The 17,191-nt window shown below is 61.3% G+C and carries 15 protein-coding genes; 5 read left to right on the forward strand and 10 right to left on the reverse strand.

The features are described 5' to 3' along the window. Positions 1–62 precede the first annotated feature (62 nt). Together PVE35_RS08320 and PVE35_RS08325 are read left to right on the forward strand one after the other, a co-directional pair. Positions 63–1,256 carry a CaiB/BaiF CoA-transferase family protein gene (locus tag PVE35_RS08320; protein ID WP_277374351.1) on the forward strand — a complete coding sequence of 398 codons (1,194 nt, stop codon included), beginning with the start codon at positions 63–65 and terminating at the stop codon, positions 1,254–1,256. 16 nt (positions 1,257–1,272) lie between these two features. Beyond that, positions 1,273–2,619, forward strand: a complete 1,347-nt coding sequence (locus PVE35_RS08325; protein ID WP_277374352.1) for an MmgE/PrpD family protein — start codon at positions 1,273–1,275, stop codon at positions 2,617–2,619. 35 nt (positions 2,620–2,654) lie between these two features. Here the strand turns inward: PVE35_RS08325 and PVE35_RS08330 are convergent, their stop codons facing one another. The 10 genes from PVE35_RS08330 to PVE35_RS08375 form a co-directional block, all read right to left on the reverse strand. Next, positions 2,655–3,185, reverse strand: coding sequence for a hypothetical protein (locus tag PVE35_RS08330; RefSeq protein ID WP_268178119.1), 531 nt, complete (start codon positions 3,183–3,185; stop codon positions 2,655–2,657). Between the two features lie 58 nt (positions 3,186–3,243). Beyond that, positions 3,244–4,698 (reverse strand): NAD-dependent succinate-semialdehyde dehydrogenase, encoded by a 1,455-nt coding sequence (locus PVE35_RS08335; protein WP_277374353.1) that lies wholly within the window; start codon positions 4,696–4,698, stop codon positions 3,244–3,246. 18 nt (positions 4,699–4,716) lie between these two features. Next, positions 4,717–5,517, reverse strand: coding sequence for a 4-hydroxy-2-oxoheptanedioate aldolase (hpaI, locus tag PVE35_RS08340; protein WP_277374354.1), 801 nt, complete (start codon positions 5,515–5,517; stop codon positions 4,717–4,719). A gap of 89 nt (positions 5,518–5,606) precedes the next feature. Then, on the reverse strand, positions 5,607–6,410 hold the full coding sequence (gene hpaH, locus PVE35_RS08345; RefSeq protein WP_277374355.1) for a 2-oxo-hept-4-ene-1,7-dioate hydratase: 804 nt from the start codon (positions 6,408–6,410) through the stop codon (positions 5,607–5,609). A gap of 12 nt (positions 6,411–6,422) precedes the next feature. Then, positions 6,423–6,833, reverse strand: coding sequence for a 5-carboxymethyl-2-hydroxymuconate isomerase (locus tag PVE35_RS08350; protein WP_277374356.1), 411 nt, complete (start codon positions 6,831–6,833; stop codon positions 6,423–6,425). A 9-nt stretch (positions 6,834–6,842) separates the two neighbouring features. Further along, positions 6,843–7,766, reverse strand: coding sequence for a 3,4-dihydroxyphenylacetate 2,3-dioxygenase (gene hpaD, locus PVE35_RS08355; protein WP_277374357.1), 924 nt, complete (start codon positions 7,764–7,766; stop codon positions 6,843–6,845). A gap of 91 nt (positions 7,767–7,857) precedes the next feature. Next, entirely contained in the window at positions 7,858–9,318 is a 1,461-nt protein-coding gene (hpaE, locus tag PVE35_RS08360) for a 5-carboxymethyl-2-hydroxymuconate semialdehyde dehydrogenase (protein ID WP_277374358.1), read from the reverse strand. A 19-nt stretch (positions 9,319–9,337) separates the two neighbouring features. Then, positions 9,338–10,105, reverse strand: a complete 768-nt coding sequence (locus PVE35_RS08365; RefSeq protein WP_277374359.1) for a fumarylacetoacetate hydrolase family protein — start codon at positions 10,103–10,105, stop codon at positions 9,338–9,340. A 10-nt stretch (positions 10,106–10,115) separates the two neighbouring features. Next, positions 10,116–10,763: a fumarylacetoacetate hydrolase family protein gene (locus PVE35_RS08370; RefSeq protein WP_277374360.1), complete on the reverse strand. Its 648-nt coding sequence runs from the start codon at positions 10,761–10,763 to the stop codon at positions 10,116–10,118. A 240-nt stretch (positions 10,764–11,003) separates the two neighbouring features. After that, a complete protein-coding gene (locus tag PVE35_RS08375) occupies positions 11,004–12,503 on the reverse strand; it encodes an aldehyde dehydrogenase family protein (RefSeq protein ID WP_277374361.1) in 1,500 nt (499 codons plus the stop codon). Between the two features lie 216 nt (positions 12,504–12,719). Between PVE35_RS08375 and hpaR the strand changes: the two genes are divergently transcribed. From hpaR to PVE35_RS08390, 3 genes are all read left to right on the forward strand, one after another. Next, entirely contained in the window at positions 12,720–13,142 is a 423-nt protein-coding gene (hpaR, locus tag PVE35_RS08380) for a homoprotocatechuate degradation operon regulator HpaR (RefSeq protein WP_268178105.1), read from the forward strand. Between the two features lie 26 nt (positions 13,143–13,168). After that, positions 13,169–14,071 (forward strand): 4-hydroxyphenylacetate catabolism regulatory protein HpaA, encoded by a 903-nt coding sequence (gene hpaA, locus PVE35_RS08385; RefSeq protein WP_277374362.1) that lies wholly within the window; start codon positions 13,169–13,171, stop codon positions 14,069–14,071. A gap of 284 nt (positions 14,072–14,355) precedes the next feature. Further along, complete coding sequence (locus PVE35_RS08390) at positions 14,356–17,130, forward strand: ATP-binding protein (RefSeq protein WP_277374363.1); 2,775 nt, start codon at positions 14,356–14,358, stop codon at positions 17,128–17,130. The last annotated feature ends 61 nt before the right edge of the window (positions 17,131–17,191 follow it).

Consider the following 17,191-nt stretch of genomic DNA (forward strand, 5'->3'; position numbering starts at 1 on the left):
CCGAGCCACCGCCATCTCAGGGCTTGGCCCACAGACGTCCGTGGTTACAGGGTAAGGCATTCATGTCCAAAGCATTCGAGGGAATTCGCGTCGTCGACACGACGCATGTACTGGCTGGCCCCTTCGCCAGTTATCAGATGGCGGTGCTGGGCGCCGAGGTGATCAAGGTCGAGTCGCCCGATGATCCCGACCAGGCACGCATGCAGGGCTCCGATCGTGCCTTGAACGATATGGGCATGGGCACTGCGTTCATGGCCCAGGCCTCGAACAAGAAGGCCCTGGCACTGGACCTCAAGAGCGCCGAGGGCCGCGAGGCGATGAAGCGGCTTATCGCCACCGCCGATGTGTTCGTGGAGAACTACCGCCCCGGTGCCTTCGATGAGCTGGGGCTGGGCTACGAGGAAATGTCGAAACTCAACCCCAGGCTGATCTACTGCTCCATCTCGGCCTTCGGCTCGAACGGCCCGCGCCGTGAGCAGACCGCCTACGACAACGTGATCCAGGCCTTTTCCGGGATGATGGCGATGACCGGCCATGGCGATGGCCGGCCCCTGAAGTCAGGTGCTCCGGTGGTGGACTACGCCACTGGTACTTCGGCGGCCTATGCCATCGCCACCGCGCTGTTCCAGCGCGAACGCAATGGCGGCAAGGGCCAGTTCATCGATGTCTCGATGCTCGACGTCGCGCTGATCCTCAGCAGCTCGCACCTCACCGGGCTGCTCTGGAACGGCAAGCACCCGGAGCAGAAGGGCAATACCTTCCCCTTCGCCACCATCGGCTGCTACCAGGCCAGCGATGTGCCGCTGATGATCGGCGCCTCCAACCTGGTGCAACAACGCCGCTTATGGACGGCGCTTGGTCGTGAGGACATGATCAAGACCGACAACAACCAGCGTCTCGATGCGCATGCCGAAGAGGCACAGGTGTTGACGAAAATCATCGGCACCATGTCGGCGGAGTACTGGGAGCAGTTTCTGCAAGCCAGGCGCATCCCCGCTGCGCGCATTCGCCGCCTGGAGGAGGCCATTGCCGACGACCAGGTGGCATGCCGGCAGGTGCTGCAGCAGCACGCGAGTTCGGGCAGCGTCGTGGATGGGTTGAGGGTTCCGGTGGCGGCCTTCAACCTGTCGGACAGCCCTCCCGAACTCACCCTGGCGCCGCAACCCATGGGGGCGCAGAGCGCCGAGATCCTCGCCGAGCTGGGCTACGGGGCGCAAGATATCGAAACGCTGCGCGCGGCCGGTGTCGTCAATTGATCTTCAGGAACCCACGATGAGCAATCCCACCCTGGTGCTGGCCGAGGCTGCGGCCAGTTGGCACCACCGCGACCTGGACGACGACCTGCGCTGGGCTACCCGGCGGGTCATCCTCGACTGGTTCGCCACGACCCTGCCGGGCTGTCCACTGTCCCCGTCTACCCTGTTGGCCGAGGCCCTGGCTGCCTGCCGTGGCGCGGGCAATGCCATCTGCTACGTGGACGGTCAGCCTGCCTCGGCGCGGCATGCCGCACTGCTCAATGCCTGCGCCAGCCATACGGTGGAATTCGACGATATCTTCAAGGATGGCGGCTATCACCCCGGCAGCCCGACCGTTTCCGCAGCCCTGGCCGTCGCCCAGGATCGGGGCGCCTCGCTGGAGCAACTGCATCGCGCGATCATCGCCGGCTATGAGGTCGGCTGCCGGGTTTCCCTGGCCATTCAGCCCAGCCATTATCGTTACTGGCATACCACTTCCACGGTGGGCACCATTGGCGCCGCGGTGGCGACCGCGATGCTGCTCGGCGCGGATGCCGAGCGAATCGCCCATGCCATCGCGCTCTCGAGCAGTTTCGCCGGGGGCCACCAGCAGAACCTGCAGGGCGACGGCATGGCCAAGGCCTTGCATCCTGGCCATGCCGCCGATGCCGGCATCCTCGCGGGCATGGCCGCGGCCCATGGCGTGACGGCGTCCCTCGACAGCCTGCATGGCGACAACGGCTTCGCCGCTGCCACCAGCGCTTCCAGCGGTGACTGGGCCGCGGCGCTCGAAGGCCTGGGGGCGTGGACGCCCATCATGCACATGACGGTGAAGAATCATGGTTGTTGCGGGCATATCTTCCCGGCACTCGATGGCTTGAGGCTATTGCAGGAACGAGAGGGCTTCGCCGCCGAGGCCATCGAATCGATCCATGTGGCGGGTTACGGCGCGACCTACCAGATGTGCAACCGGGCCAATCCCGGATCGGCCCAGGAGGCGCGCTTCAGTCTGCAATACTGCATCGCTGCGCAGATGGTGCTCGGCGCTGTGCGCCTGGCGGCATTCGCCCCCGAGGCGCTGGCGCACTCGGCGATTCGCGCCTTGATGGCCAGGGTGAGCGTCAGCGAGGATCAGGAACTGGCGGCGGCTTATCCGAAAAAGCGCATGGCCAGGCTGCTCGTGAGGCTGAAAGATGGGCGTCAGCTCGAGCATTTCCAGAAAACCCGCAAGGGCGACCCGGAGGATCCGCTATCGGATGCGGAGTTGGTGGCCAAGTTCGATGAGCTGGCCGGTAGCGTTCTCTCTTCGGCGCAACTGAACGCGCTACGCCAGACGGTACTCCACGGGAACGAACTGCCAGGCATGCTCAGGCTGAGTGTCTGACGGCCGAATATCCATGAAGCCCATTCCGAGAGGGCTCAAGGAAATGCCTTGGCCAGGAAGTCGGCTATTTCCGCGCGGGCGCCCGCGAGGTCGTGCCGTGCCGCTCGCTGCAACGCGTTGGCCTGGGCTCGCTCCTGAGCGATGACATGGTTCCAGAATTGCGCCTCCGGGCCCGGTGGCGTAACGGCCTGCAACTCGGTGAGATAGCGCTGCGTTGCCTGCGCCAGTTTGTCGAGGAAGGTCGCGGGGAAGAGCCGGGCGAACATGATCGATGCCCTGGCCTTGAGCGAGAGCATCCAGCCGCCCGGTTCCAGCCCGTACTGTTCGGCCTGCCGGGCATAAAGCGGCCACTGCCTGGCTTCCAATTGACTGTACGCCTGCCAGAAATCGCCCTGGGGCGTCCCTTGGTGAGCATCGGCCAGGGCCGTGACCACTCGCCCTGCCAGGACTCTGTTGTTCAGTTCCTTGAGCAGCGCTTCACGGTAGAGGGCGTCGTCATCGCCTGCGAAGGCGTTGAAGGACTGGCTGAGAAACAGCAGCGTGGCGCTGATTAGATTTTTCATCATGAGGCCGCTCAGAAAAAGCGGCTCTATTGGAGAGCCGCAAGCAGGGTGAGGGTTGGCATCAACCGATGCCCAGGCACATGTACTTCTGCTCGATGTAGTCGTCGATGCCGTAGTGCGAGCCTTCGCGGCCGAGGCCGGATTGCTTGATGCCGCCGAAGGGCGCGACTTCGGTGGAAATCAGCCCTTCGTTGACGCCGACCATGCCGTATTCCAGCGCCTCGCTGACGCGCCAGGCACGGCCCAGGTCGCGGGTGTAGAGGTAGGAGGCGAGGCCGAACTCGGTGTCGTTGGCCATGGCGATGGCTTCGGCCTCGCTGTCGAAGCGGAAGATCGGCGCCAGCGGGCCGAAGGTTTCGTCACGCGCCACCAGCATCTCTGGGGTGACGTCGCCGAGCACGGTCGGCTCGAAGAAGCTACCGCCCAGGGCATGGGGTTTGCCACCGGCCAGCACCTTGGCACCCTTGCTCAGGGCGTCGGCGATATGTTCCTCGACCTTGGCCACGGCCTGGGCGTTGATCAGCGGGCCTTGCTGGGCGACGTCCTCGTCGGCCGGCGCGACCTTCAGCGCATTGACGGCCGCGACCAGGCGTTTGCTGAATTCGTCGTACACGCCGTTCTGCACCAGCAGGCGGTTGGTGCACACGCAGGTCTGCCCGCTGTTGCGGAACTTGGAACCCAGCGCGCCCTGCACGGCGGCATCCAGGTCGGCGTCATCGAAGACGATGAAGGGGGCGTTACCGCCCAGCTCCAGGGACACCTTCTTGATGGTTTCCGCGCACTGCGCCATCAGCAGCTTGCCGATGCCGGTGGAGCCGGTGAAGGACAGCTTCTGCACGTCCGGGTTGCCGGTCAGCTCGCCGCCGATGGCGCGTGAGTTCTTGCCCGGCACGATGTTCAGCACGCCAGCCGGAATGCCGGCGCGCTCGCCGAGCACCGCCAGGGCCAGGGCCGACAGCGGCGTTTCCGAGGCGGGCTTGAGCACCACGGTGCAGCCGGCGGCCAGGGCCGGGCCGACCTTGCGGGTGATCATGGCGTTGGGGAAGTTCCACGGGGTGATGGCGGCGACCACACCGATGGCCTGCTTGATCACCACCAGGCGACGGCCCTGCTTGTCATGCGGGATGACGTTGCCGTAGACGCGCTTGGCTTCCTCGGCGAACCATTCGATGAAGCTGGCGCCGTAGGCGATCTCGCCACGGCTTTCGACCAGCGGTTTGCCTTGTTCCCAACTGAGCAGGCGGGCCAGGTCTTCCTGGTTTTCCATGATCAGGTTGAACCAGGTGCGCAGGATGGCGCTGCGTTCCTTGGCGGTCTTCTCGCGCCAGGCGGGCAGGGCGGCCTTGGCGGCGGCGATGGCGCGGGCGGTTTCCGCCTGGCCGAGGGAGGCGACTTCGGCGATCAGCTCGCCATTGGCCGGGTTGGTCACGGCGAAGCGCGACTCATCGTCGGCCTCGACCCACTGACCGTCGATGAAAGCCTGTTCGCGCAGCAAATTCAGATCGGAGAGTTTCATGTCGTTCTCTTGCTCAGGTCAGTACACGCCGCCGCCACTGGTGGGGGCCGGCGCGTTCTTGAAGGCCGCTGCCAGGGTTTGCAGGCCGCGCATCAGCACGGTGGTGTCGACGCCGACGGCGACGAACCTGGCACCCAGTTCCAGGTAGCGTCGTGCCAGGCTCTGGTCGGCGCTGAGGATGCCGGCGGCCTTGCCGGCCTTGCCGATCCGCAGGATGGCGTCTTCGATGGCGGCCTGCACGTCCGGATGGCCAGGGTTGCCGCGATGGCCCATGGCGGCGCTGAGGTCGGCCGGGCCGATGAACACGCCGTCGACGCCTTCGACCGCGACGATTTCATCCAGCTTGGCCAGGCCTTCGAGGTTCTCGATCTGCACCAGCAGGCACATCTGCGCGTCGGCCTTGTCCAGATAGCCGGGGATGCTGTTCCAGCGCGAGGCACGTGCCAGGGCGCTGCCGACGCCACGTATGCCGTGCGGCGGGTAGTGCATGGCGCGCACCAGTTCACGGGCCTGTTCGGCGCTTTCCACCATGGGCACCAGCAGGGTCTGCGCGCCGATATCCAATAGTTGCTTGATCAGCGCGGTGTCGCCGATCACCGGGCGAATCACCGGTTGGCTCGGGTAAGGTGCGACAGCCTGCAACTGGCCGAGCAGGCCGCGCAGATCGTTGGGCGCGTGCTCGCCGTCGATCAGCAGCCAGTCGAAACCGGCATTGGCCGCCAGCTCGGCGCAGTACGGGGCGGCCAGACCGAGCCACAGGCCGATCTGCGCTGGGCCGGACTGCAGGCGCTGCTTGAAGAGGTTGATGGGCATGTCCATGGGGGCTCCTTCGCAGAGCTGCAAGCCGCAAGCTGCAAGCGGCAAGCAAACGCTGCTTTTCTTGTGGCTTGAAGCTTGCCGCTTGCGGCTTAGATAAACCGGCAGGCGATGCTGCCGAGCATGTCGTAGTCGACGTGGAAGGTATCGCCGGGGCTGGCGGCCACCGGGCGGGTGAAGGAGCCGCCGAGGATGATCTGCCCGGGCTGCAGGGTGACGTCGTAGGGCGCCAGTTTGTTGGCCAGCCAGGCCACGCCCTTGGCGGGGTGGTTGAGCACGGCGGCGGAGACGCCGGATTCCTCGATCACGCCATTGCGATAGAGCACCGCCGGCACCTTGCGCAGGTCGATTTCGGTCGGGCGCACGGCGCGGCCACCCATCACCACGCCCGCGTTGGCGGCGTTGTCGGAGATGGTGTCGAACACCTTGCGGGTGACCTTGGTTTCCGGGTCGACCTGCTGGATGCGCGCATCGATGATCTCCAGCGCCGGGATCACCCATTCGGTGGCCTCGAGCACGTCGAAGATCGTCACGTTCGGGCCTTTCAGCGGCTTGCCGAGGATGAACGCCAGCTCCACTTCCACGCGCGGCACGATGAAGCGCTCGAAGGGGATGTCACTGCCTTCCTCGAACAGCATGTCGTCGAGCAGGGCGCCGTAGTCCGGCTCGGTGATGTTGGACGACACCTGCATGGCGCGCGAGGTCAGGCCGATCTTGTGGCCGACCAGCTTGCGCCCGTCCTTGATCTTCTGCTCGACCCAGGCGCGCTGGATGGCGTAGGCGTCTTCGATGGTGATGCTGGAGTAATCCAGGGAGAACTGGCGAATCTGCTGGCGCGAACGCTCGGCGGTGTCCAGGCGCGCGGCGGCCTGCTGAATGATGCTGGCATCGAGCATGGTCAATGAACCTCAGGAAGTCTTGTTGAACAGCGGGTGCAGGCTGCTGTGCTTGGCGTCGAAGACCTGGCCGGGGCTTTCGTCGATCTGCAGGGTGACGCCGGTGGGGCGTTTGACCAGCAAGGCGTCGAGGTGCACGCGCAGCACGTGCATCAGGTTGTCGCCGACCTGCTGGTGCACTGCCTGGCTGCGCCCGGCGCCCATGCGCAGGTTGGCGTAGAGAAAGCCGTAATCCCCCTTGCCATCGGCCACCGCCGAGTGCGCGGCGGGATAGGCCAGCACCCTGGTGCCGCCGGTGGGGAACACCGCCTTGCCGGCCTCGTCGCGTTGTTCGAGCATGCAGTCGGCCAGGGCGCGACACAGTGCCCCGACGTCCACGTCACGTTCGACGTCGGGGGTATAGAGCAGTACCAGGTGGGGCATGACGAACTCCTACAGGCGGCTGGTGGACTGCACACCAGCCTGGTTGGAGGCCTGGGCGGCGGGAATGGCGGAGCCGTCCTGTGGTGTGACCGGGAAGATGGCGTTGATCTGGCCGGTGCCGGAGGAGCCGAAGTAAGGCGTGACCACCTCGGCCTTGGCGTCGTATTTCGACCAGCCCAGCGCGCCGAGGAGCATGGCGGTGTCATGCATGAAGCCTTCGCCGTGGCCCTTGACGGCGTACTCCGGGAGCATGTCGCAGAAGGCCTCCCACTCGCCGTCCTGCCACATCTGCACCACGCGGTGGTCGAGGGTTTCCAGGAACGGGCTCCAGACCTTGGTGGCGAAATCCGGCGCCTGGCCGTTCTGGGCGAAGCGGTGTGACAGCGAGCCGCTGGCGAAGAACGCCACGGTGCCGTCGTAGTGCTCTTCCACGGCCTTGCGCATGGCCCAGCCGAGGCGGGCACTGTCGGCCAGATAGTGCGAGGTGCACAGGGCCGAGACCGAGACCACCTTGAAGTGCTGATCCTGGTTCATGTAGCGCATGGGCACCAGGGTGCCGTACTCCGGGCCGAGGGTGGTGGCGTCGTGGGCCATGGTCTCGACGCCCATGCGGTTGCACTCGGCGGCGAGGATCTTGCCCAGCGCCGGGTTGCCGGGGAACTCGTACTCCATGTTGCTGATGAAGTGCGGCAGCTCGTTGCTGGTGTACAGCCCCTTGAAGTGCGGGCCGCAGAGTACGTGGTAGTTGGCGTTGACCAGCCAGTGGGTGTCGAACACGACGATGGTGTCGACGCCCAGCTCGCGGCAGCGCTTGCTGATTTCGATATGGCCATCGATGGCCGCCTGGCGGAAGCCCTGGCGCGGGCCGGGCAGTTCCGACAGGTACATCGAGGGTACGTGGGTGATCTTGGCGGCGAGAGCGAGCTTACCCATGGTGATCTCCGGATTGTTCTTGTTGACGATGGGCTGCAAGGCGAAAGCAATGCTCCGGCTTGCAGCCTGCCGCTTGAAGCTTGTAGCTGCTTTATATGCCCCAGCGTGGGATGTGGTGGCTGCCCATCGAGATGCACACGTTCTTGATCTCGGCAAACACCTCGAAGCTGTACTCGCCGCCTTCACGGCCAGTGCCCGAGCCCTTCACGCCGCCGAATGGCTGGCGCAGGTCACGCACGTTCTGGCTGTTGATGAACACCATGCCGGCTTCGATGCCACGGGCCAGACGGTGTGCCTTGCCGATGTCCTGCGTCCAGATGTAGGAGGCCAGGCCGTATTCGGTGTCGTTGGCCAGACGCAGCGCTTCGGCTTCGTCCTTGAACTTGATCAGGCACACCACCGGGCCGAAGATTTCTTCCTGAGCGATACGCATGCGGTTGTCGACGTTGGCGAACACGGTGGGCTGGATGAACTGCCCCTTGGCCAGGTGCGCCGGCAGATTGGCCGGGCGCTCCAGGCCGCCGGCGAGCAGCTCGGCACCTTCTTCCATGCCGATCCTGATGTAGCCGGTGACCTTGTCGTAATGCGCCTGGGTGATCATCGAGCCGACCTGGGTCTTCGGGTCGGTCGGGTCGCCAACGATCAGCCGTTTGGCACGGGCGGCGAACTCGGCGACGAACTGGTCGTAGACGGTTTCCTGGATGAAGATGCGCGAGCCTGCGGTGCAGCGCTCACCATTGAGCGAGAAGATGGTGAACAGCGCGGCGTCGAGGGCGCGATCGAGGTCGGCATCGTCGAAGATCAGCACCGGACTCTTGCCGCCCAGCTCCATGGAGTACTTCTTCAGGCCAGCGGTCTGCATGATCTTGCGCCCGGTGGCGGTGCCGCCGGTGAAGGAGATCGCGCGCACGTCCGGGTGACGCACCAGGGCGTCGCCAGCGGTGGCGCCGTAACCCTGCACCACGTTGAGCACGCCCGGCGGAATACCGGCTTCCAGGGCCAGGCGGCCCAGCTCGTTGGCGGTCAAAGGCGACAGCTCGCTCATCTTCAGCACCGCCGTGTTGCCCAGCGCCAGGCAGGGCGCGGTCTTCCAGGTGGCGGTCATGAACGGCACGTTCCACGGCGACACCAGGCCACACACGCCGACCGGCTGGTACAGGGTGTAGTTGAGCATCTGGTCATCGACCGGGTAGCTGTGGCCGTCCATGCGTGTGCAGACTTCGGCGAAGAAATCGAAGTTGTGCGAGGCGCGCGGGATCAGCACGTTCTTGGTCTGGTGGATCGGCAGGCCGGTGTCGAGGGTTTCCAGCTCGGCCAGATTCGGCACGTTCTGGTCGATCAGCTCACCCAGCTTGCGCATCAGCTTGGCGCGCTCCTTGGCCGGGGTATTGGCCCATTTCGGGAAGGCTTCCTTGGCGGCTGCCACGGCGCGGTTGATTTCCCCGGCGCCGCCGCTGGCGACCTCGCCGATGGCCTCGCCGGTGGCCGGGTTGTAGTTGGTGAAAGTCTCGTTGCTCTCGACTTCCTGGCCGTTGATCCAGTGCTTGATCATGTGTTCTGCCTCGTGTTGGTCACTTGCCGCGCGCGGCGAAGAATTCGGATTCGCTGACGATGCGGTTGACCAGACGGCCAACGCCTTCCACTTCCACCACCACTTCATCGCCCGGCACCACGTCGGCCAGGCCTTCCGGCGTGCCGGTGGCGATCATGTCGCCCGGCTGCAGGGTCATGAAGCTGGAGAAGTATTCGATGAGATACGGAATGTCGAAGATCATGTCCGCCGTCGTGCCTTCCTGTTTCAACTCGCCGTTGATCCAGGTGCGCAGCTTCAGCTTGGACGGATCCGCCACGTCGGCGGCATCGACCATCCATGGGCCGACTGGGGTGGTGCAGTCGCGGTTCTTCACCCGCAGGTTGGGGCGGTAGTAGTTTTCCAGGTAGTCGCGGATGGCGTAGTCGTTGCAAACGGTGTAGCCGGCCAGGTACTGCAGGGCGTCCTCGCGCTTGACGTTCTTCGCCGGCTTGCCGATCACCGCCACCAGTTCGCACTCGTAGTGCATGTACTTGACGTTGTCCGGGCGCCAGGTCACCTGGTTGTGGCCGGTGTAGGTGCCGGGCGACTTGATGAAGGCCAGTGGCTCGGTCGGCGCCTTGAAAGCCAGTTCGGCGGCGTGGTCGGCGTAGTTCAGTCCGAGGGCGAACATGCTGCCTTCGGCAGGCGGCAGCCACTCGACCTCGGTTTCGGCGAGCAGGCGACCATCGGCCAGGCGCACGGCGTTGTCCGCCTCGACGGTGACGGCGTGAACCTGGTTCTCGTAGCGAATACGGGCGTGTTTCATCTTGCTCTCCTTACTGCGCCACGATGTGGTTGGTCAGGCGGCCCAGGCCGCTGATTTCCACGCTCACGTCATCGCCGGGCTGTACGTCGACGCGACCTTCCGGGGTGCCGGTGATCAGCACGTCGCCTGCATGCAGGGTCATGAACTCGCTGAGTTCGGCGATCAGGCGCGGCACGCTGCGCACGAAGTTGGCGGTGGTGTTTTCCTGGCGCACTTCGCCGTTGACCAGCAGCTTGAGGGTCAGCGCGTGCGGGTCGGCCAGCTCGATCACTTCGCTGCCGAGGGCGCAGAAACCATCGCGGCACTTGGCCTTGACGGCGGGGCGGTAGTAGCTCTCTTCCGGCAGGCTGAATTCGTTGACGATCACATAGCCGGCGACATGGGCGAGGGCATCGCGCTCAGCGACGCGGCTGGCGTTCTTGCCGATCACCACGCCCAGGGCCGGGCCAGGCTGCAGGCGCTCGCCGGCTGGCATCACCACCGGCTGGCCGTCGCCATTGCGGGTATTGGGCGTCTTGATGAACAGCACCGGCTTGAGCGGTGGCTGCTGGTAAGGCGGTTCGTTGAACTCGGCCAGGCGGCTGCGCAGCAGGCCTTGATAGTTCAGCGCAACGCCGAAAAGCGTTCCGGTGGCGGCCTGTTCGGTGGGGCGGCTCATTTCTTGTTCTCCTGCTCGGGGCGTTTGGCATCGCCGGTTCGGCATCTGTTTTCGTTAATATATTAATTTTAAAGTTAATATGTAAACGAAATTCTGGCCCGCTTCGAGTCTGATCGTGTCGTGTTGATATTGATGGCGCCGGATGCGGGCTTTAATGGCTGTTTCGGTGAATCAATTGCACTTTTGCCGGTGTGCAAGACGACGGCGCTGCCTTGGGCATGCCGCCGCCGCTCGTCGTCATCAATAGGTGATGCACACCGATTTGATTTCGGTGAAGCCCTCGATGGCGCTGCGGCCGAACTCACGGCCCATGCCCGACTGCTTGTAGCCGCCGAAGGGCAGGTTGGGGTCGACCGGAACATGGTTGTTGACCCAGACGGTGCCGGCCTCGATCTGCGGGATCAGCTCCATCACCCGGCCCAGGTCATTGCTCCAGAGGCTGGCGGTCAGGCCGTAGCGGCTGTCGTTGACCATCTGCAGCCCTTGTTCGAGGTTGTCATAGGGCACCACGGACAGCACCGGGCCGAAGATCTCTTCCTGCACGCAGGTCATGCGCTGCTGCATGTCGGCCAGTACGGTCGGGGCGACGAAGTAGCCGGGCAGATCCACCGGTTGGCCGCCGGTGGCGAAGCGCGCGCCTTCGCGGCGGGCGATCTCCAGGTAATTGAGCACGCTGCTTTGCTGCTTCTTCGACACCAGCGGGCCGACCTGGGCGGTGGCGTCCATGCCGGCGCCGATGCTCAGTGCGCCGACCTGGGCGCTGAGCGCCTCGACGAAGCGCCCGTAGTGGCGCGCCGGTACATAGATGCGCGAGGCCGCCGCACAGACCTGGCCCTGGTTGAGCAGGCCGCCGCCGATGGCGCCGGCCACGGCCTTGTCGAGGTCTGCGTCCTCCAGCAGCAGCATGGGGTTCTTGCCGCCCAGTTCGAGGGTGAAGCGCGTCATGTTCTGCAGCGCGGCGATGCCCACCTGCTTGCCGACGGCGGTGGAGCCGGTGAAGGACACCTTGTTCACCAGCGGATGCGCCACCAGCGCCGGGCCGACCTCGGCGCCACGGCCGATCAACACGTTGAACACCCCGGCGGGGATACCGGCCTCGACCGCCAGTTCGGCCAGGCGCAGGGCGGTCAGCGGGGTTTCGTCTGCCGGCTTGATGATCACGGTGCAGCCGCAGGCCAGCGCCGGGATGACCTTCCACAGGGCAATCATCATCGGGAAGTTCCACGGCACGATACCCGCCACCACGCCCGCCGGCTCGCGCCGGGTGTAGGCATTGAAGCGCGCGTGCTCCGGCATGGGGATGGACACGTCGAGCGTCTGGCCCTCGATCTTGGTGGCCCAGCCGGCCATGTAGCGCATGTAGTTGAGCGAGGCGCCGACTTCGATGGCGCGCGACAGGTGGATCGACTTGCCCTGGTTGAGGGTTTCCAGTTGGGCCAGCTCTTCGCTGTGGGCCTCGACCAGATCGGCGAAGCGCAGCAGGATGCGTTCACGCGCGGCAGGCGCCAGCTTGCTCCAGCAGCCCGAAGTGAAGGCGCGATGGGCCGAGGTGACGATGTCGTCCACCACTGCCACGTCGGCCAGCTCCACCCGAGCCAGGACTTGCGCGTTTGCCGGGTTGAAGATGTCCATTCCCTCGCCATCCGCGAGGCTGCTCTGGCTGCCATCGATAAAGGAACGATGACGCTGGTTCAGAAACCCCTCGACGGCGGGAAGAGTGGGTACGATTGAAGTGGTCATGGGCGCGAAGCTCCTGCTGCGAATGAGTTGCCGACATCGCGCGGTGGCACGAGTCAGTTGGGGAGCAGCATAAGAGCGAGGTAGGGTGGCTAGCTTGACCGAGGCTGCCGCAAGCCATGTATGAGCATGCCAGTCACACAGGCGGTGATTGACGGTAGGGCGCCATCTGCTTTATTTCGTTAAGCTATTTACTAATTTCGTTCTGTGAACCTTGCCATGCCCACACCTCGACCTTCCCTGACCCTTACCCTGCTGCAGGCCCGTGAAGCGGCGATGAGTTTCTTCCGTCCGTTGCTCAACGAGCATGGCCTGACCGAGCAGCAATGGCGGGTCATCCGCATCCTGCGTCAACAGGGGGAAATGGAGAGTTTTCGCCTGGCCGAGCTGGCCTGCATCCTCAAGCCGAGCATGACCGGCGTGCTCAGCCGCCTGGAGCGCGACGGCATCGTCGTGCGGCGCAAGTCCACCACCGACCAGCGCCGCGTGCACATCAACCTCACCGAGAAGGGCCACGCCTGCTTCCTCTCCATGAGCGATGGCATGGAGCGCAACTACCAGCGCATTCAGCAACAGTTCGGCGAAGAGAAGCTGCAGCAACTGCTTGGCCTGCTCAACGAACTCAAGCAGATCAAGCCCTGAGCCTGATGGGGTGAGGGGAAAGAACCGTGCACGATCCACAACCCATCCCCAACATCAACATCGGCCAGGTCTACGACCAGCGCTACGCCGATGCTGACGTGCATTACGAGGCCCTTGGCAAGCTGGCCGACTTCTTTGGCCGCAACATGCCGGTGCATCGGCACGACCGCTTCTTTCAGGTGCACTACGTCAAGAGCGGCGTGGTGCGGGTGTATCTGGACGACCAGCGCTACCAGCAACAGGGGCCGATGTTCTTTCTCACCCCGCCGACCTTTCCCCATGCCTTCGTCACCGACGCCGACAGCGACGGCCATGTGCTCACCGTGCGCCAGGAGCTGGTCTGGCCGCTGCTGGAGAGCCGCCAGGGCCTGGCCCAGGGGCCGCAGATCGCCCCCTTGTGCGTAGCGGTAGAGGCGCTGGATGAACAATACGACGGCGAGGTGGCGCGGTTGAACCTGCTGTTCGACGAGCTGCGCAGTGAGTTTGCCGACGCCCGCCCTGGCCGCGAACTCAGCCTGGCAGCGCTGACCCGGCTGATCTTCGTCAGCCTGCTGCGCCTGTCGGCCCGCAGCATCCAGGCACAGCCGGCGCGCGGCGAGGATCTGCACATCTTCCAGCGCTTCAACGCCCTGATCGAAGCGCATTATCAGGAACACTGGTCGCTAGGCCGCTACGCCGCGCAATTGGGCGTGACCGAAGCGCGCCTCAACGACATCTGCCGCCGCATCGCCGACCTGCCGTCCAAACGCCTGGTATTCGACCGCCTGATGCAGGAAGCCAAGCGCTTGCTGCTGTTCACCGGCAGTTCGGTCAATGAAATCTGCTACCAGCTTGGTTTCAAGGATCCGGCCTATTTCAGCCGGTTCTTTACCCGCAATGCGGGGGTGACGCCGGGGGAGTATCGGGTGGCGAAGGGGGCAGTGGAGTAGGGGCTTTGGGTGGTCAGGGTTGTGGTGATGGCAGCTCTCGGATATTGGCTGTTGAGGGCATCGTCTCTCCTCCTTGCATTGTTGGAGGCTAGAGGGTGCCTAAGGAATCGTGGTCTATACGTGGGTGGTTTTAAAATGGTTCAACTGCGATATTATTAAGCCATCATCTAGCAGTCTGTTAGTGTCTGATTAACATCAGAAAATGCTCGAATAGGGCAGGCACTTACAGGTTGGCTAGGCAATTTTTATCAATTGCTGTCAGCAGTTCATGAGGGCATAAAGATATGCAGATTAGGCCGCCATTAACAGAGCTGCATGAGACAAAACTTTACCGATATTTAGCATCGATCGACCAAGAGTATTCCGAGCGAATCACAACGTTTGTTCGCGAAATAGCACCTTTGATGGCGTCGATTGAAAGCTATTTTCCTTACTATACCCGGCATGACGCACACCACGGATACCAAGTGGTTAGGAGAATGGCTCAATGCGTACTTCCCTCCTGCTTCAACTCCTTAAAGCCAGAAGCGCTAACGGCACAAGAAGTTTTTTTATTAATTGCCGCTGCATATGCACATGATCTGGGTATGGCTGTTTTTCCCGGAGAAGAGGCGGCTTTAAGAGCAAAGCTTCGCCTTGACGATGTGCCGGATTGGAAAACAAGCGGCAAGCTTCAAAGCTATCTACGGCAAAATCATTCTATCCGTGGAGGTGAGTACATCGAGAAATGTGCCGAGCAATTTGGCGTCCCTCGTAATCTGGTTTCAGCACTAGATCTACTCATGAAGGCGCATAATTACTCTATAGCTCAACTGGAAAAAGAGTTGCAGCGCCCATTCGCAACTGGCCAAAAAGAAAGCGACCTGGCTCAGTTGGCGGTAATTGTATGCGTGGCAGACGCTATAGAGTTCAGTGATACACGAGTACTTGATGGCGTACTTGATAAAATTGGAGTAGATGAAAGCTCTGCTGCCCGAATCTCTTATGCCGAGAATATGAAACACGTCTGCACTGGTGACAGTCTAGCTGTGACTGATGACGGTCGAATTATTGTCAGTGGTGCATTTCAGGATGCCGATGTCCTGGCTCTCGCTCATCGGACTTTTGATCAAATGGAAGAGTGGATTCAGGGGTACTGCGATATAGACCGTCGATGCAAAAGTAGAAGACTGAAGATTGTAGGGGAGCCTTTTCAGCGCAATCTGTCATTCAGTCGAGGAAATTTTCAGAGATTGGGTGTTAGGCTAAATAAGCGAAGTGTAATCGACTTGATTGCATCCAATGCAGTTTGGCGAACTAAACAGGGCATTGCATTGCGTGAATTAGTGCAGAACGCGGTTGAGGCATGCCGCTTTAGGGAACATCATTCTGCACGCTCGGACAAGTATTGTCCAGAAATCAGCGTAATTTTTGACAGAGTACGACATGCAGTGATAGTCAGTGATAATGGATGCGGGATGTCGGAGCGTACTGTTCTGAATAACTTGCTTACTGTCGGGAGCAGTAGGTCTAGTGAGCCTGCATATATAGATAGCGAGTACGCACCGATTGCCCGCTTTGGTATTGGTTTTTGGTCTGTTTTTACCATTGCAGATGTGGCCAGCGTGTCCACCGCCGCATTTGAGGGCTATAGAGGAAGACCCGCCGAAGCTATGAATGCTCAAGGCTTCGAGTTTGACGTTCAACTCGCAGAGCTCAAAGATTTTACAGTTTTTACAGCAGTTGAAAGGCCCTGCGGAACAACCATAAAGCTAAAGCTAAAGTCTGATGTTATTATTGATGACGTATTTACAGATCTGAAAAGGCAGTTGGTTTGTTCAATGGTGCCTCTAACTTTGGTTTTGGACGAGGCAGAAGAAGTAATTGGCAGGGCTTTGCCTGAAGTTGATGAGGTTGCTCTGTTTGGAGTGAGGCGTTTAAAGGCAAAAGAACTTGGTGTGAGGTGCTTTAACTATTCCGCTGAACTAGCTGGCGCATCTGTTTCGTTTGGCCTCGCGTATCGGACTGACGGAGAAATTACGACATTTACAGCGGAGTCTGGCGTTGCATTGCATAGAGTGTTGGATAGCTTTTACAGAAGTCAGTCAGCTGTGTGCGGATTTTCAGTGCCAGTACGAATTTCTCCATTATGCATCGATTTGGAGAGGGTCGGTACCTATAAAGTAAATGCCACCTCTCCTCGTGGATTTGAATTTTCCATCGATAGAACTCAGTTGAATGATAATGAAGCAGCTCAAGAATTCATAAAATCGTCTAGGGATATTATTCATGATGGGTATCGTGATTTTCTCAGGCAGACCAATTCTTATTCTCCGTCGGCGATCAATCGTTTGCAGAGAGAGGCTGCTGCAGGAGGAGGTAACGTATATGATCAATTCACAGGAAGCGAGCTATCTACCGCCAAATCAAGTTACCCTGATCTGATTTGCCTGGAGCTAATTCCTGTTATACGAGATTGCGAATTCAATCATGCAAGGCGCAGCACAAGATATGTTAGTTTAAATGAGTTGTGCAGCATGAGTGGCATAGTTTGGTGTTTACAAGCGCAGCGCGGTAGGTTTAGTTTAAGAGGAGCGCCATATTTTTCTCTTGAAGACTCGGGGATGCTTGAGTTGGTGTACGCTTTCATACAAAGGCAGCAGGAAGCTCTAAGGGACGATATTCCTATATATATAGCGCGGCCAGATCGAAATTTTTCACTTCTATTCGACAATGATAGTCGCTCATATGCTCATGTGACCTCTCTGCCTAATGAGTTTTGCTTTCTTGCAGTCAATTTGGCGAATGTTGATTATACAGGTAATGCTGTCAACATTATTCCTGATATTAGAGGCGTGTGGGCGGGGGCTATTTATTGGCGAGATTTTGATGTGTCAGATAATAAGCCATACTTATTCCTTGGCCGACATCGTGTTCTGGTTAGGCCTGGAACTGCGCTTCAGTCCCATATTCAAGCTCTTGCGGATAACTCTCGATTTTCTGCTATAGCGAATATCGTTAAGCTTCTTCAGGAGGACGAAGCAGGTCATTTAGTAGAGGAATTAAAGGGCCTGCTGTAAAGGGGATTGGGCGGCTTATGCTGCCTGGCGATAGGCTTCTTTGTTGTAAGACGCCAATCGC

The sequence above is a fragment of the Pseudomonas sp. AA-38 genome (assembly GCF_029457475.1).
Classification (GTDB): Bacteria; Pseudomonadota; Gammaproteobacteria; order Pseudomonadales; family Pseudomonadaceae; genus Aquipseudomonas.

Coding starts and splice junctions, on each gene's coding strand:
- PVE35_RS08320 (WP_277374351.1), top strand. CDS start 63: ATGTCCAAAGCATTCGAGGGAATTCGCGTCGTCGACACGACGCATGTA.
- PVE35_RS08325 (WP_277374352.1), top strand. CDS start 1,273: ATGAGCAATCCCACCCTGGTGCTGGCCGAGGCTGCGGCCAGTTGGCAC.
- PVE35_RS08330 (WP_268178119.1), bottom strand. CDS start 3,185: ATGATGAAAAATCTAATCAGCGCCACGCTGCTGTTTCTCAGCCAGTCC.
- PVE35_RS08335 (WP_277374353.1), bottom strand. CDS start 4,698: ATGAAACTCTCCGATCTGAATTTGCTGCGCGAACAGGCTTTCATCGAC.
- hpaI (WP_277374354.1), bottom strand. CDS start 5,517: ATGGACATGCCCATCAACCTCTTCAAGCAGCGCCTGCAGTCCGGCCCA.
- hpaH (WP_277374355.1), bottom strand. CDS start 6,410: ATGCTCGATGCCAGCATCATTCAGCAGGCCGCCGCGCGCCTGGACACC.
- PVE35_RS08350 (WP_277374356.1), bottom strand. CDS start 6,833: ATGCCCCACCTGGTACTGCTCTATACCCCCGACGTCGAACGTGACGTG.
- hpaD (WP_277374357.1), bottom strand. CDS start 7,766: ATGGGTAAGCTCGCTCTCGCCGCCAAGATCACCCACGTACCCTCGATG.
- hpaE (WP_277374358.1), bottom strand. CDS start 9,318: ATGATCAAGCACTGGATCAACGGCCAGGAAGTCGAGAGCAACGAGACT.
- PVE35_RS08365 (WP_277374359.1), bottom strand. CDS start 10,105: ATGAAACACGCCCGTATTCGCTACGAGAACCAGGTTCACGCCGTCACC.
- PVE35_RS08370 (WP_277374360.1), bottom strand. CDS start 10,763: ATGAGCCGCCCCACCGAACAGGCCGCCACCGGAACGCTTTTCGGCGTT.
- PVE35_RS08375 (WP_277374361.1), bottom strand. CDS start 12,503: ATGACCACTTCAATCGTACCCACTCTTCCCGCCGTCGAGGGGTTTCTG.
- hpaR (WP_268178105.1), top strand. CDS start 12,720: ATGCCCACACCTCGACCTTCCCTGACCCTTACCCTGCTGCAGGCCCGT.
- PVE35_RS08390 (WP_277374363.1), top strand. CDS start 14,356: ATGCAGATTAGGCCGCCATTAACAGAGCTGCATGAGACAAAACTTTAC.